This window comes from Streptomyces mexicanus, assembly GCF_902506575.1.
GTDB lineage: Bacteria > Actinomycetota > Actinomycetes > Streptomycetales > Streptomycetaceae > Streptomyces > Streptomyces mexicanus.
The window spans coordinates 6,307,251-6,322,254 of record NZ_LR732544.1 but is presented as its reverse complement, the minus strand read 5'-3'; the positions used below and the strand labels follow the sequence as shown (position 1 = coordinate 6,322,254).

The 15,004-nt window shown below is 70.9% G+C and carries 12 protein-coding genes, 1 rRNA gene, 1 pseudogene and 1 riboswitch; of the genes and pseudogenes, 2 read left to right on the top strand and 12 right to left on the bottom strand.

Annotated features, from left to right (window positions below; genetic code table 11):
- The first annotated feature begins 88 nt into the window (after positions 1-88).
- Positions 89-481: a TOBE domain-containing protein gene (locus GV126_RS28210; protein WP_159672022.1), complete on the top strand. Its 393-nt coding sequence runs from the start codon at positions 89-91 to the stop codon at positions 479-481.
- Between the two features lie 131 nt (positions 482-612).
- Here GV126_RS28210 and gcvP read toward each other — a convergent pair whose 3' ends face one another.
- A complete protein-coding gene (gcvP, locus tag GV126_RS28205) occupies positions 613-3,498 on the bottom strand; it encodes an aminomethyl-transferring glycine dehydrogenase (RefSeq protein ID WP_159672020.1) in 2,886 nt (961 codons plus the stop codon).
- 175 nt (positions 3,499-3,673) lie between these two features.
- Positions 3,674-3,770, bottom strand: a riboswitch (glycine riboswitch).
- A gap of 111 nt (positions 3,771-3,881) precedes the next feature.
- Between gcvP and GV126_RS28200 the strand changes: the two genes are divergently transcribed.
- Complete coding sequence (locus GV126_RS28200) at positions 3,882-4,259, top strand: PRC-barrel domain-containing protein (RefSeq protein ID WP_185946807.1); 378 nt, start codon at positions 3,882-3,884, stop codon at positions 4,257-4,259.
- Positions 4,260-4,509: 250 nt separating this feature from the next.
- On the opposite strand, the pseudogene GV126_RS28195 reads toward GV126_RS28200, so the two are convergent.
- The 11 genes and pseudogenes from GV126_RS28195 to rrf form a co-directional block, all read right to left on the bottom strand.
- Positions 4,510-5,847, bottom strand: a pseudogene (locus GV126_RS28195) (DNA polymerase IV); the annotation flags it as partial.
- 113 nt (positions 5,848-5,960) lie between these two features.
- Positions 5,961-6,644 (bottom strand): MerR family transcriptional regulator, encoded by a 684-nt coding sequence (locus GV126_RS28190; protein ID WP_159672016.1) that lies wholly within the window; start codon positions 6,642-6,644, stop codon positions 5,961-5,963.
- 206 nt (positions 6,645-6,850) lie between these two features.
- Positions 6,851-7,324: a bifunctional nuclease family protein gene (locus GV126_RS28185; RefSeq protein ID WP_004934251.1), complete on the bottom strand. Its 474-nt coding sequence runs from the start codon at positions 7,322-7,324 to the stop codon at positions 6,851-6,853.
- Between the two features lie 89 nt (positions 7,325-7,413).
- Positions 7,414-8,151 carry a transcriptional regulator FtsR gene (ftsR, locus tag GV126_RS28180; protein WP_159672014.1) on the bottom strand — a complete coding sequence of 246 codons (738 nt, stop codon included), beginning with the start codon at positions 8,149-8,151 and terminating at the stop codon, positions 7,414-7,416.
- A gap of 57 nt (positions 8,152-8,208) precedes the next feature.
- On the bottom strand, positions 8,209-9,093 hold the full coding sequence (locus GV126_RS28175; protein ID WP_159672012.1) for a zinc-ribbon and FHA domain-containing protein: 885 nt from the start codon (positions 9,091-9,093) through the stop codon (positions 8,209-8,211).
- Between the two features lie 130 nt (positions 9,094-9,223).
- Positions 9,224-10,126, bottom strand: coding sequence for a DUF881 domain-containing protein (locus GV126_RS28170; RefSeq protein WP_237331606.1), 903 nt, complete (start codon positions 10,124-10,126; stop codon positions 9,224-9,226).
- Between the two features lie 5 nt (positions 10,127-10,131).
- The gene (locus GV126_RS28165) at positions 10,132-10,464 is read right to left on the bottom strand and encodes a small basic family protein (RefSeq protein WP_006134295.1); all 333 of its coding nucleotides are present in this window, start codon (positions 10,462-10,464) and stop codon (positions 10,132-10,134) included.
- Positions 10,461-11,330, bottom strand: coding sequence for a DUF881 domain-containing protein (locus GV126_RS28160; protein ID WP_236570138.1), 870 nt, complete (start codon positions 11,328-11,330; stop codon positions 10,461-10,463). The genes GV126_RS28165 and GV126_RS28160 overlap by 4 nt, the downstream gene beginning before the upstream one ends.
- A gap of 218 nt (positions 11,331-11,548) precedes the next feature.
- A complete protein-coding gene (locus GV126_RS28155) occupies positions 11,549-14,044 on the bottom strand; it encodes a mannose-1-phosphate guanyltransferase (protein WP_159672008.1) in 2,496 nt (831 codons plus the stop codon).
- A 116-nt stretch (positions 14,045-14,160) separates the two neighbouring features.
- The gene (gene clsA, locus GV126_RS28150; RefSeq protein ID WP_159672006.1) at positions 14,161-14,769 is read right to left on the bottom strand and encodes a cardiolipin synthase ClsA; all 609 of its coding nucleotides are present in this window, start codon (positions 14,767-14,769) and stop codon (positions 14,161-14,163) included.
- Positions 14,770-14,877: 108 nt separating this feature from the next.
- A 5S ribosomal RNA gene (gene rrf / locus GV126_RS28145) occupies positions 14,878-14,994 on the bottom strand.
- Positions 14,995-15,004 lie beyond the last annotated feature (10 nt).

The window sequence follows — 15,004 nt, the reverse complement described above, 5'->3', positions numbered from 1 at the left end:
GACGTCCGGGGCCGGCGGGCGCCGACGGCACGCCCTTCGCACCGGCCCCCTGTCCGCGCCGCCCGCCCCGGGTCCTATCGTGACCGGCATGCAGTCGTACACGATCGGCCAGGCGGCCCGCCCGCTCGGAGTCAGCCCGGACACCGCCCGCCGGTGGGCGGACGCGGGCCGGGTGGCCACGCACCGCGACGAGAGCGGACGCCGGCTCATCGACGGCCGGGACCTGGCCGCGTTCTCCGTGGAGCTGGCCCGCACGGACGTCGAGGGGGAAGCCTCCTGCACGTCGGTGCGCAACGCCTTCCCCGGCATCGTCACCGCCATCAAGCTCGGCGCCGTGGCCGCCCAGGTGGAGATCCAGGCCGGCCCGCACCGCCTGGTCTCCCTGCTGACGCGGGAGGCCGTGGAGGAACTGGGCCTGGAGGTCGGCATGGAGGCCACGGCCCGCGTGAAGTCGACGAACGTCCACATCGACCGCGTCTAGCCGACCCGCCGGAACGCCCCGGGAGCGTCCGTTGCTCCCTCCTACGACAGGGCTCCGCCCCGGCCGTCCCGTGCGGGAGGCCGGGGCGGAGCCCTGTGCGTGCGGCGCGGGCGCGGCGCCGCCCGGCCGGCTCAGTCCTCGTAGGCGTCCAGCGGCGGGCAGGAGCAGACGAGGTTGCGGTCGCCGAAGGCCTGGTCGATACGGCGCACCGGCGGCCAGTACTTGTCCGCGGCCGAGACCCCGGCCGGGAAGACGGCCTCCTCGCGGCTGTAGGCGTGCTCCCAGGTGCCGCCCAGGGCACCGGCGGTGTGCGGGGCGTTGCGCAGCGGATTGTCGTCCGCCGGCCACTCGCCCGCGCCGACCTTGTCGATCTCGGCCCGGATCGCGATCATCGCGTCGCAGAAGCGGTCCAGCTCGGCCAGGTCCTCGGACTCGGTCGGCTCGATCATCAGCGTGCCGGCCACCGGGAAGGACATCGTCGGCGCGTGGAAGCCGTAGTCGATGAGCCGCTTGGCCACGTCGTCCACGCTCACGCCGGTGGCCTTGGTCAGCGGGCGCAGGTCGATGATGCACTCGTGCGCGACCAGGCCGCCGGGGCCGGTGTAGAGCACCGGGAAGTGCGGCTCCAGGCGCTTGGCGACGTAGTTCGCGGACAGCACCGCCACCTGCGTGGCCCGCTTGAGGCCCTCGCCGCCCATCAGCCGCACATAGGCCCACGAGATGGGCAGGATGCCCGCCGAGCCCCACGGAGCGGCGGAGATCGGGCCGACGCCGGTCTCCGGGCCGGCCGCCGGCTGGAGCGGGTGGTTGGGCAGGTACGGCGCCAGGTGGGCGCGCACCGCGACCGGGCCGACGCCGGGGCCGCCGCCGCCGTGCGGGATGCAGAAGGTCTTGTGCAGGTTCAGGTGGGAGACGTCCCCGCCGAAGTGACCCGGCTTGGCGAGGCCGACCAGCGCGTTGAGGTTGGCGCCGTCGACGTACACCTGGCCGCCCGCCTCGTGCACCCGGGCGCAGATGTCGGCGACGTGCTCCTCGAACACGCCGTGCGTGGACGGGTAGGTGATCATGAGCACCGCCAGCTCGTCGCGGTACTGCTCGATCTTCGCCCGCAGGTCCTCGACGTCGATCTCGCCGTCCTCGGCGGTCTTCACGACGACGACCTTCATGCCGGCCATCACGGCGCTGGCGGCGTTGGTGCCGTGCGCGGAGGACGGGATGAGGCACACGGTGCGCTGCTCGTCGCCGTTGGCGCGGTGGTAGCCGCGCACGGCGAGCAGGCCGGCCAGCTCGCCCTGGGAGCCGGCGTTCGGCTGCAGGGAGACCTTGTCGTAGCCGGTGACCTCGGCGAGCCGGTCTTCCAGCTCCCGGATGAGCGTCAGGTAGCCCTCGGCCTGCTCGGCGGGCGCGAAGGGGTGCAGCTGCCCGAACTCCGGCCAGGTGACCGGCTCCATCTCCGTGGTCGCGTTCAGCTTCATGGTGCACGAGCCGAGCGGGATCATGCCGCGGTCCAGCGCGTAGTCGCGGTCGGCGAGCCGGCGCAGGTAGCGCAGCATCGCGGTCTCGGAGCGGTGCTGGTGGAAGACGGGGTGGGTGAGGTAGGCGTCGGTGCGCAGCAGCGCCTCGGGCAGGGCGTCCTCGGCGGCCGCGTCCAGCGCCTCGATGTCGCCCTGGACGCCGAAGGCCGCCCAGACCGCCTCCAGCTGGGCCCGGCCGGTGGTCTCGTCGCAGGCCAGGGAGACGTGGTCGGCGTCGACGAGGCGCAGGTTGACGCCGTTGTCCCGGGCGGCGGCGACGACCTCGGCGGCCTTGCCGGGCACGCGCGCGGTGACGGTGTCGAAGAAGGCGCCGTGCACGATCTGAACGCCGCCGGCCCTCAGGCCCTCGGCGAGGATCGTGGCGTAGCGGTGGGTGCGCCGGGCGATCGCCTGCAGGCCGTCGGGGCCGTGGTAGACGGCGTACATGCCGGCCATGACGGCGAGCAGCACCTGCGCGGTGCAGATGTTGCTGGTGGCCTTCTCGCGGCGGATGTGCTGCTCGCGGGTCTGCAGGGCGAGGCGGTAGGCCCTGGCGCCGTCGGCGTCGACGGAGACGCCGACCAGGCGGCCGGGCAGGCTGCGGGCGAACTTCTCGTGCACCGCCATGTAGCCGGCGTGCGGTCCGCCGAAGCCCATCGGCACGCCGAAGCGCTGGGGGGTGCCGACGGCGATGTCCGCGCCCAGCTCGCCGGGGGACTTCAGCAGGGTCAGCGCGAGCAGGTCGGCGGCGACGGTGACCAGGGCGCCCAGCTCGTGCGCCTGGTCGATGACCGGCTTGATGTCCCGCACGGCACCGGAGGCGCCCGGGTACTGGATCAGCACGCCGTTGATCTCGCGCTCGGCGATCTCGGCGGGGATGCCGTCGCCGAGGTCGGCGACGACGACCTCGACGCCGGTCGGCTCGGCGCGGGTCTCGATGACGGCGATGGTCTGCGGCAGCGCGTCCGCGTCGACCAGGAACAGGCCCTTCTTGTTCTTGCCCATGCGCCGGGACAGCGCCATCGCCTCGGCCGCCGCGGTGCCCTCGTCGAGCAGGGAGGCGCCGGAGGTGGGCAGGCCGGTGAGGTCGGCGACCATGGTCTGGAAGTTCAGCAGCGCCTCGAGGCGGCCCTGCGAGATCTCCGGCTGGTACGGCGTGTAGGCCGTGTACCAGGCCGGGTTCTCCATGACGTTGCGCAGGATGACCGGCGGGGTGAACGTGCCGTAGTAGCCGAGCCCGATCATCGAGTCGAGGACCTGGTTGCGGCCGGCCAGCGCGCGCAGCTCGGCCAGCACCTCGGCCTCGGTGCGGGCGCCGGGCAGGTCGAGCCCGTCGGCATTCTTGATCACTTCGGGTACGGCGGCGTCGGTCAGCTCGTCGAGCGAGCCGTAGCCGACCTGCGCGAGCATCTTGGCCCGGGCCTCGTGGTCGGGGCCGATGTGGCGCTGTTCGAAGGGCGTGCCCCGTTCGAGCTGGGAGAGGGGGATGCGCTGGGCGGTCATGCGGAGGCCTCCTGGTCTGACGCGACCTTCGAGGGACACCACGTTTCGGGTGCCCCGACGGCCTCCCCCTCTGTCATCTCGACCTGAGAGCTTCACCGGGCCGCCCGAGGGCACCCGGTTTTCACCGTCGGTGAGAGCGGAAGCCGTCGACACCCGCTCTGCTTTCCAGAGTGACCTCGTCCGTGCGGTACGTGGGCCTGAGAGATTCCGGGGAGGATTTGCTCCTTCGGCGCCTCCGGTGTGCTGCCGGAGGACTCTCCCGCACGGGGTCAGCAGCCGCTGTCAGCCTACCAGCGGGCCCCGGAAGCCGACTCGAGTGGCCGCCAGGCCGATTGTGCTCTTTTGTTGTGCTTACGGATGAGGTGCGACCCTATGGAGGGACCGTGCAGACCGACATCGATCCGCGCAGCCTGATCGGCCGCAAGGCGTTCGACCGGAACGGTCACAAGATCGGCACCGTCGACGAGGTTTACCTCGACGACGCGACCGGCGAGCCGGAGTGGGCGGCCATACGCACCGGCCTGTTCTCCCGGGACGCCTTCGTGCCGCTCGAACCGAGCGAACTGGTCGACGGCGCTCTGCGCATCCCCTTCGACCGGGCCCTGATCAAGGAGGCCCCCGACTTCGGCGTCGGCCGCCACCTCTCCCCCGAGCAGGAACTGCAGCTCTACCACCACTACGGCCTCGACGTGGCCGCCCCTCCCCCGCTCCCCGACCGCGACTTCGGCAAGCTGGCGGGTTCGGGCACCGAGGAACCCTGAGCATCGGTCCGAGCGGCCCGGCCATCCCGAGCGGCCCGGCCAAGACGGCAGACCCGCCCGCCGTCCGGTGAAGACGCGCGAAACCGCCCGCGAGACGGTCTGAACCGCCGGCGCGGACCGGCCTGCCCGGTGGTCCCCCGGCCCGGTGAGAGGCCGCCTCAAGCACCCGGCGCCGAGCACCCTCACCCGCCCACGACGACCGGCAAGAGACTGCGCGGCCAGGGCGCCGGCCGGCGGCCACGACGACGAGGGAAGAAGGCCGGGACGCACGAGGGGGGAGTTCGTCCCGCGCAGGCCGGCCTCCACGGCCGAGTAACGTGCGCACCCGGCCCGGTGCCGAGTGCGGGGTCTCGAAACGGACGGTGACCCGGCCCAGGCCGCTGCCCTGCACCCAGCCGTGGCCGTACTCGGCGTGCCGGACGTCGTGGCCCGCGGGCCAGTGCCGCTCGGCGGGCTCGGACGGCTCCTGCGCCGCCTCGTCCGCCGGTTCCTCGGCGGCGGTCTCCGCCCGCGCGCCGGCCGCCTGCGCGAACAGGTCCTCCTGCGTGTAGTCGGCGAGCCCGGAGACCCCCACGCCGAGCAGCCGTACGCCGCCGGTGGTGTCCACCGAGTCCAGCAGCCGGGCGGCCGCCTCGCGCACCACCGCCGGATCGTCGGTGGGGCCGCGCAGGGTCTCGGAGCGGGTCAGGGTGGAGAAGTCGTACCGCCGCACCTTCAGCACGATCGTCCGCCCTGACAGCCCGGCCGCGCGCAGCCGCCCGACACACCGGTCGGCGAGCCGCTGCACCTCCAGCCCCACCCGCAGCCGGTCGTGGATGTCCACGTCGTAGGTGTCCTCGACGGACACCGACTTGGCCTCGCGCTCGGCGACGACGGGCCGCTCGTCGTGCGCCAGCGCCATGGCGTACAGCGCGTGCCCGTGGGCCTTGCCCAGCAGCCGGACGAGTTCGTCCTCGCCGGCCTCGGCGAGTTCGCCGACCGTGTGGATCCCGGCCCGGCGCAGATGGTCGCCGGTGGCCGGGCCGACCCCGGGCAGGGTCCGCACCGGCATCGGAGCGAGGAGGTCCCGCTCGGTGCCGGGCCGGATGAGGACCAGCCCGTCGGGCTTGGCCTGCTCGGAGGCGATCTTGGCGAGCATCTTGGAGGCGGCCAGGCCCACCGAGCCCGTCAGCCCCGTCACGGCCCGGATGTCGGCCCGCAGCTTCCGGCCGACCCGTTCGGCCGACTCCGCGTCCCAGGCCGCCGAGCCGGCCTCCAGATCCACGAACGCCTCGTCCAGGCTGAGCGGCTCCACCAGCGGCGACAGGGCCCGCAGCAGCTCCATCACCTGCTCACTGATGGTCCGGTAGAAGTCGAACCGCGGCACCAGATACGCGGCGTTCGGCGCCAGCCGCCGCGCCTGGGCCATCGGCATCGCCGAATGCACGCCGAAGACTCGGGCCTCGTACGACGCGGTCGCCACCACCCCGCGCGGTCCGAGACCGCCCACGACGACGGCCTTCCCGCGCAGGCTCGGCTTGGACGCCTGTTCCGCCTGAGCGAAGAAGGCGTCCATGTCGAGATGCAGGATCGTCGGCGTGGTCCTCACATCTCCGATGCTGCACCACACCACTGACAATCCCCGTCAGCGGGGACCGCGCACACCCCTGGTCGTCTGCGGGAGCCGGGGACCGCCGGGCCGGGCCAGTGGGCCCCGCCCGGTCAGACGGCCCGGTTGCGCCGCCGGGCCAGCTCGTCCCCGGGATTGTGGCCGACCAGGGTCTCCCCGGTGTCGATGCGCTCTCCGTGCAGCTGGGACAGCGCGCTCTCCACATCGCGCCACACCACGCCCACGGCGATCCCGAAGATGCCCTGACCGCCCTGCAGCAGGGCGTGCACCTCGTCGGGCGAGGTGCACTCGTAGACGGTGGCGCCGTCGCTCATCAGCGTCATGCGCTCCAGGTCGCGGAAGCCGCGCTCGCGCAGGTGCTGGACGGCGGTGCGGATGTTCTGCAGCGACACCCCGGTGTCCAGGAACCGCTTGACGATCTTCAGGACGACGACGTCCCGGAAGCTGTACAGGCGCTGCGTCCCGGAACCGTAGGCGGGCCGCACGCTCGGCTCGACCAGCCCGGTGCGTGCCCAGTAGTCCAGTTGCCGGTAGGTGATGCCGGCCGCCGCGCAGGCCGTCGGACCGCGGTAGCCGATCTGCTCGGACGCCATGGTCGCCGCCCCTTTGTCGTCCGGCACGGCCAGCGGCCGCAGCGGAGCGTGATCGGCCGCCCCGCCCTGCTGGGGGTACCCCCCGCTCGAGCGGAGCCGGGAGCCCGGGGTTGCGTACGCACCGCTTCCCCCGACACCGCGTCCGGGGACGCCCCCAGCCGTACCGTCGCCGCTGCTTCTCACGCCGACCTCCGTCCTTGACCTGCCTCCTCGACGGTAGGCAGTCACCGGGGGTGCGTCAACGATCGCCACACTCGGCACGCCGAGTGATAATCACCCTACGAGTGGTTTCCCGTGCCTCACCGTGGGGAAAGGCTAGCCGAATGTCCCGCGGAGGTCGGACGGGCACCCTCGGTGACCTGGCGGTCGCCGGTGGCATGTGCCGGCGCTCACTGGTTGCTGGTACCGAAGTCCTCCGGCGAGATCTGGTCGAGGAACTCGCGGAACTTCTCCACCTCGTCCTCCTGCTCGTCGGGGATGGCGATGCCCGCGTCGTCCAGCACCGTGTCACTGCCGTAGATCGGCGTCCCGGTGCGCAGGGCAAGCGCTATGGCATCGGAGGGTCGCGCACTCACCTCGACTCCGCTGGCGAAGACCAGCTCCGCGTAGAAAACGCCCTCCCGCAGGTCAGTGATGCGTACTTCGGTCAGCTCCTGGCCGACGGCCTCCAGCACGTCCTTGAACAGGTCGTGGGTCAGCGGCCGCGCAGGGGCCATGCCCTGCTGGGCGAAGGCGATCGCCGTCGCCTCCCCCGGTCCGATCCAGATGGGGAGGTAGCGGTCGCCCCCCACTTCACGCAGCAGCACGATCGGTTGGTTGGAGGGCATCTCGACCCGGACACCTACGACATCGAGCTCGTTCACACAGCAACCCTAGGCCGTGCCCGGGACGTTTGGGTAGTCGGGCCGGGCACGGGACGCCGATCCGGCCGCACCGGCCGGGGCCGGCCCGCTCAGGGCAGCCGCACCCCGAGAGCGCTCCGCACCAGCGCGGCGTGCAGCTTCAGCGTGAGCGCCGCCAGCTCCTTGGCCCGGGCCTCGGCGTGCGCCCTGGTCTGCGGGTTGCGGTGCCGCCTCAGGGGCGCCACCACCTGCTCGACGAGCCCGGCCTCCCGGTCGGCGGCGGCCTTCATCAGCCGCAGGTGCCGGGGCTCGATCCCGAACCCTCCCCGGGCGCGCCCGAGCGAGGCCACGGTGACCGCCTCGGCGTCGTAGGCCCCGTCCTCCATCGGAGTGAGCAGCCCGTACGACTCCCACTCCGCCAGCTCCCGCTCCTCGATCTCCGCCGCGGCGAGCAGCTCGGCCCGTCCGATCCGCGCCCCCGGGGGCGCCTCGGAAGGCGGCGGCACGGGCTCACCGTCGCGCTGCCGGCCGAGCACCGGCAGCTGGACGGCCTCACCGCGCTCGGCCGCGTCCAGGTACTCGCGGATGACCTTCAACGGCAGGGAGTGGTCCCGCTGCATCCGCAGCACCCGGCCGAGCCGCTCGACGTCCTCGGCGCTGAACGTGCGATACCCCGACGGGGTCCGCCGCGGCTCGACGAGCCCCTCCGACTCCAAGAAACGAATCTTGGAGATGGTGACCTCGGGGAACTCCTCGCGCAGCACGTTCAGCACCGTGCCGATGCTCATCAGCTCGTTGTCCGCGGCGGTGGTGCCGCTTCCGGCACCACCGCTCGGTGTTCGAAGCATGGACCTTCCCTGGGGTCTGGCCGGAAAGAGGACGGGCCGGCCGGGAACCCGGCAGGATCAGTAGCCCTGCCGGCTCGCGTAGAAGACCAGCCGGTACTTGCCGATCTGCACCTCGTCGCCGTTGGACAGCGCGACCTCGTCGATCCGCTCCCGGTTGACGTACGTGCCGTTCAGGCTGCCGACGTCGGCGACCCTGAACACGCCGTCCGGGCCGCGGCGGAACTCCACGTGCCGACGCGAGACCGTCACGTCGTCCAGGAAGATGTCGCTCTGCGGATGACGCCCCGCCGTGGTCAGCTCACCGTCCAGCAGGAAGCGGCTGCCGGAGTTCGGACCGCGGCGCACCACCAGCAGGGCGGAGCCGAACGGCAGCGCGTCCACGGCCGCCTGGGCCTCCGGGGAGAGCATCGGCGTCTGGCCGGTGGTCTCCGCGTCGTAGGCCTCCAGACCGGAGATGGAGATCGTCGACGTCGTCTCCGACGCACGCTCCGGCACGGCACCGGGCCGCAGCGGCGCACCGCAGTTGGAGCAGAAGCGGCTGTTCTCCGCGTTGTGGTGACCACAACGCGTACAGACCAGGGCGGACATGGATGGAGCCTCCTGCCGCGGCTGCCCCGCCGGGGCGTGGGACGCGTACGGGTCGGCGGCAAACCCTCCACCCGTACCTGAGGTTGACGGTTGGCCGAAACCTATGCCGCCGGCCTGGGCAGGGTCAACAGACGCCGCGCCCGATGCGCCGGAAATGTCTCCACCCGGTCCCGGGACCTGATCGCGGAACAGCGGACGCTGACCTTCCGCATCGGGCTGGGCACGATGGCGAGCGGTCGCGCTGCCGCTGCCCTCTCGCGCGCTCTTGCCGAACAACTTCGCAAACAACTTCACGGGCGATTCCCCTTGACCGAAACAGACCCGCCCGTGGGGCAGGACGAACCCTGACTGCATACGCCGGTCGACCCGGACATCCTCACAACGTCCGTATCCACCAGACAGTTTCCACCACGCACCACCCGATCGGTGCGCCGACCCCCCGCAACCTCATGCCCTCGCCGGACGGCCGCCATGCACCCCCGGTTCACTGGGAGGACGACCGAGCGTAGTCAGGCTGCTTCGCCGCTCGCAAGGCGTCCACGACGATCTTGTCCGACCGCTCGATACTCACGGTGGCCTGCTCCTTCTCCAGAGTCTGCACCACGCCTCCAGGGATGTTGAGCGCCGGTTCCAGGTCCTGCGGCTTGCCGATGACCTGGAAACGATACGGCGCGTTGATCTTGTTCCCGTCGACGTCCACGCTCTTGCCGGAGTCCGTCAGATAGGTGCTCGCGACCACGCGCACCCCGTTGACCTGGATGGCCTCCGCTCCGGCCGCGCGCAGCTCCTGTATCGCGTCGAGCAGCATGTCCGCCTGGACCGTCCCCTTCGTGTCCTCGATCGTCATGGTGATGCCGGGTCCCTGCGCGGCCACCGTGCCCGCCAGCACGCCGAGTTGCCTCTCCTTCTCGACGGTCTGCTTGCGGGCCTCCTCGGCCTGGTCCGAGCTGTTCTCCAGCTCCTGACGCTGCTTTTCGAGACCCTGCTTCTCGTCCTCAAGACGCTGAGTACGGTCGTCCAGTTCATCGAGGATGCGCACAAGATCCTCCTGCCGGGCGCCCCGCAGCGCGCTGTCGCTGTCGCTGTTGGAGGCGACCTGTACGGCGAGCCCGAAGCCGAGGCCGAACAGCAGGACCGCGACGACGAGTTGGGCGCGGGTGAAACGCGGCGGCCACAGGCCCTTGACCAGGCGCTGGCGACCGGTCAGCGCGGGTGCCGGCTCCTCGCCACCGCCGCCGCCCTGCTCGGGTGCCCGGCCGGGCACCTCCGGGGGCAGCTCCTTGCGCAGTCTGTTCTCCCTGTTCCCAGGGTTCGGGAAGTCCTTGGCGCTCTCGAGCCGCTCGTTCGCCGGCCGTTCGTCCACTGGCTGTTCCTGCGGGTTGCTCATCGCTCTCAGGCCCGGAAGACGTGCCGTCGGATCGCCGCGGCGTTGGAGAAGATGCGGATGCCGAGCACGACCACGACGCCGGTGGACAACTGGGCGCCGACGCCCAACTTGTCGCCCAGGAACACGATCAGCGCGGCGACGACCACGTTCGACAGGAACGACACCACGAACACCTTGTCGTCGAAGATGCCGTCGAGCATGGCCCGCAGCCCGCCGAAGACGGCGTCCAGCGCCGCCACCACGGCGATCGGCAGGTACGGCTCGACGACCGCCGGAACCTCGGGCCGGACCAACAGTCCGGCCACGACTCCCACGATGAGGCCCAGTACGGCGATCACGATGTGCCCTTCTCCGTCTTCTGTGCGTTCGGCTGTGCGGATGTGCCGACGTACGGCTGTGCGGTGCGCAGGATCACACTCGGTGCCGCGGGCAGCCGCAGGTCGCTCTCCACGGAGATCGCGGTGCGGATGCCGTAGTCGTCCTGGAGCGCGCGCAGGTACAGCCCGTCGGCGCTGTCCTGGAACCGGCTGCTCAGCCGCTGCCCGTCCCCCACCGCGAGCACCGTGTACGGCGGCACCAGCGGCCTGTTGTCGACCAGTATGGCGTCCCCCGCCGCCCTGATCGCGGACAGGGCGGTCAGCCGCTGCCCGTTGATGGCGACGGCCTCGGCGCCCGACTGCCACAGTCCGTTGACGACCCGCTGCATGTCCCGGTCGCGCACCCGGCCGGTGTCGGAGAAGCCGGACGTCTCGCGGGGGTTGCCGCTGCCGCCGGTGCCGGCCTCCTTGGCGTCGTCCACGACGAGTTTCACGCCGGGGCCGCGCACGGCGCTCGCACCCGAGAGGATCCCCACCAGCTCGGCCTTGGCGTCGCCGCCGCTGTGCTCGAGCGCCTGGCGCTGCCGCGCGCTCACCTCGTCACGGAGGGCGTCGACCCGGCCCTGGAGCTTGTCCGCCGACGCCGTCTCACGGTCGATGCGGTCGATCAGCTCCTGGCGCTCCTTGGCCACCACGGGGGCCGCCACCCGCGCCTGTGCGGCTCCCAGCGTCACCACCAGGGCCGCCAGCACCAGGCCGCCGGCCAGCCCCAGTCGCGCCCGGAGGGTCTTCGGCAGGCCTCCCTGGCCGGCGGCCTTCTTCCGGGCGGCGGCCTCGGCGTAGCCGTCGTCGAGGCTGTGGTCCATGACGTTGGTGATCAACGACATGGAGGCATCCGGACGGGAAGGCCGCGCGGGAGTGCTCCGAACGGGGGGTTGCTGCGGCATGCCGCACATCGTCGCACGTGGCCGCCCGGTCCTCCGAACGGCCCCACCGGCGTGCCGGACAGGCCCCCTTGGGGGACACTTGTCCGGCACGCGCGTGTGCTGTCCGTTTTACCGGCCGGGGCAGGGCGGTGGCCCCGGGTGCCGGCCGGTGGCGTCCGTCAGCGTCCGGCGCTGTCGACGACCGCGGACCACTCGTCGAGCAGGGCCTGCGCGGAAGCGTCGTCCGGGCCCTCGGCCCACAGGTGCGTGACCGCCTCGGCCGGGTCGGGCAGCGCCATCACCCAACGGCCGTCGGTCTCCACCACCCGCACACCGTCCGTGGTGTCCACGAAACGGTCTCCGGCCGCCTCGACGACCCTGCGCATCACCAGGCCCTTGACGGCCCACGGAGTGGCCAGGTCCCGCTTGAGGACGTGCGCCCGCGGGATACGGGCGTCGATCTGGCTCAGGGTGAGCTGCGTCCGCGCCACCAGCCCGATGAGCCGTACGAAGGCCGCCGTGCCGTCGTAGACGCTGCTGAACTCGGGGACGATGAACCCGCCCTTGCCGTCGCCGCCGAAGATCGTGCCCTCCTCGCCGCCGACCCGCGTCAGGTCGTCCGGCGACGTGGTCGTCCACTCGACCTGGGTGCCGTGATAGGCGGCCACCTGCTCGGCGATGCGCGTGGTGGTCACCGGAAGCGCCACCCGGCCGCTGCGCCGCTCGGCGGCGACCAGGTCGAGCATGACCAGCAACGCCCGGTCGTCCTCGATGATGCGGCCCTTCTCGTCGACCAGGGACAGCCGCTCGCCGACGGGGTCGAAGCGCACGCCGAAGGCGGCCCCGGAGGAGGCGACGATCTCGCCGAGGCGCACCAGGCCCTTGCGGCGCATCTCCTCGGTCTCCGTCGGCCGGGACTCGTCGAGGCCGGGGTTGATGGTCAGGGAGTCGACACCGAGCTTGCCCAGCAGGCTCGGCAGGACGAGGCCGGCGCTGCCGTTGGAGGCGTCCACGACGACCTTCAGGCCCGATTCGCTGATCCCGGTGGTGTCGACGTTGCGCAGCAGCGAGCCCGTGTAGGAGTCGAAGACGCTGGAGGGGAAGTACAGGTCGCCGATCTCGCCGGGGAACGCGCGCCGGTACTCCTGGCGTGCGAAGACCCGGTCCAGCTTGCGCTGCCCGGCCTGGGACAGGTCCGCGCCCTGCCCGTCGAAGAACATGATGTCCACCGAGTCCGGCACTCCGGGCGTCGTCCGGATCATGATGCCGCCGGCGCTGCCCCGTGCGGTCTGCTCACGGGCGACGGGCAGCGGCACGTTCTCCAGGTCCCGTACGTCGATGGCGCTGGCCTGGAGGGCGGAGATGACCGCCCGCTTGAGCGCTCGCGCACCACGGGAGTGGTCGCGGGCCGTGGTGACGGTGGCGCCCTTCTTCAGCGTCGTCGCATAGGCACCGGCGAGGCGTACGGCGAGCTCCGGGGTGATCTCCACGTTCAGGATGCCGGAGACCCCGCGCGCGCCGAAGAGGTGCGCCTGGCCACGCGACTCCCAGATGACCGAGGTGTTGACGAAGGCGCCGGCCTCGATCGTCTTGAACGGGTAGACCCGCACATTGCCCTGCACGATCGATTCTTCACCGATCAGGCACTCGTCGCCGATGACCGCGCCGTCCTCGATGCGGGCGGCACGCATGATGTCGGTGTTCTTGCCGACGACGCAGCCCCGCAGGTTGCTGTGCTGGCCGATGTACACGTTGTCGTGCACGACGGCCTTGTGCAGGAAGGCACCGCTCTTGACGACGACGTTCGAGCCGACGACCGTGTGCTCGCGGATCTCGGCGCCGGCCTCCACCTTGGCGTAGTCGCCGATGTACAGCGGTCCGCGCAGCACGGCGTCCGGATGCACCTCGGCGCCCTCGGCGACCCACACGCCCGGCGAGATCTCGAAGCCGTCGAGCTGGACGTCGACCTTGCCTTCCAGGACGTCGGCCTGAGCCTTCACATAGCTCTCGTGCGTGCCGACGTCCTCCCAGTAGCCCTCGGCGACATAGCCGTAGATGGGCTTGCCTTCCTTCATCAGCTGGGGGAAGACGTCGCCGGACCAGTCGACGGGGACATCGGGCTGGACGTAGTCGAAGACCTCCGGCTCCATCACGTAAATGCCCGTGTTGACGGTGTCGGAGAAGACCTGCCCCCAGGTCGGCTTCTCCAGGAAGCGCTCGACCTTGCCTTCTTCGTCGACGATGGTGATGCCGAATTCCAGGGGATTGGGCACCCGCGTGAGACACACGGTCACCATGGCGCCCTTTTCCTTGTGGAACCGGATCAGATCCGTGAGGTCGAAGTCGGTCAGCGCATCGCCGGAGATGACCAGGAAGGCATCGTCCTTCAACGCCTCTTCGGCGTTCTTGACGCTTCCGGCGGTACCGAGTGGCTTCTCCTCGTTGGCATAGGTCAGCTCCATTCCGAGCTCCTCGCCGTCACCGAAGTAGTTCTTGACGAGGGACGCCAGGAACTGGACTGTGACGACGGTCTCATTGAGCCCATGCCTTTTGAGCAGCCGCAGCACATGCTCCATGATCGGCCGGTTCGCCACTGGCAGCAGCGGCTTCGGCATGCTCGAGGTCATTGGGCGAAGGCGCGTGCCTTCGCCTCCGGCCATCACGACGGCCTTCATGTCGGAAGCGTCCTCCTCCAAGAGATGACGATCTAGCCGACTTCACCCGTCACGATTGTCCCGCACTTTTCCGAAGCGGGCCATCGGAGCCGTCACGGCTACCGGAATGAGCGAGTTCAGTCGGCCATGGCGTCCGCACGGACCAGGCGGCGGACTTGAACCACATAGAGGACTCCTGCCCACCAATAGAGCGTCGTACCCCATCCGGCGAACGCCCATCCGAAAATAGCAGCGAGTGACGGGATCCATCCAGTTCCGTCACTGAGCAACAGCAGGGGGAAGGCGTACATGAGGTTGAAGGTCGCGGCCTTCCCGAGGAAGTTCACCTGCGGCGGCGGGTAGCCGTGGCGCCGGAGCACGGCCACGGCCACCAAGAGCATCAATTCTCGCGCCAGGAGAACCGCGGTCAGCCACACCGGCAGGATCTCGCGCCAGGTGAGGCCGACAAGGGTGGAGAGCACGTACAGACGGTCGGCCGCCGGGTCGAGAAGCCGGCCCAGGCTGCTGATCTGGTTCCATCGCCGCGCGAGCTTGCCGTCCAGATAGTCGCTGACACCGCTCAGCGCGAGCACCAACAGCGCCCAGCCGTCGCTCTTGGGGCCACCGAACTCCGGCCTGAGGATCAACCACAGGAAGAGGGGCACGCCCACGAGCCGTGCCATGCTGAGGATGTTGGGGACGGTGAGGACCCGGTCCGTCTGGACACGGGTCTCCTGGACCTCCACCCGGGGGCCTCCTGAGGAAACGTAACGACGATGCCACCTGACCTTACCGCAACGCAAAAAAGCTCTGGCTCCTGGGCTGATCGCCCAAGAGCCAGAGCTTCAAAAGGAGTTCGGCGGCGTCCTACTCTCCCACAGGGTCCCCCCTGCAGTACCATCGGCGCTGTAAGGCTTAGCTTCCGGGTTCGGAATGTAACCGGGCGTTTCCCTCACGCTATGACCACCGAAACACTATGAA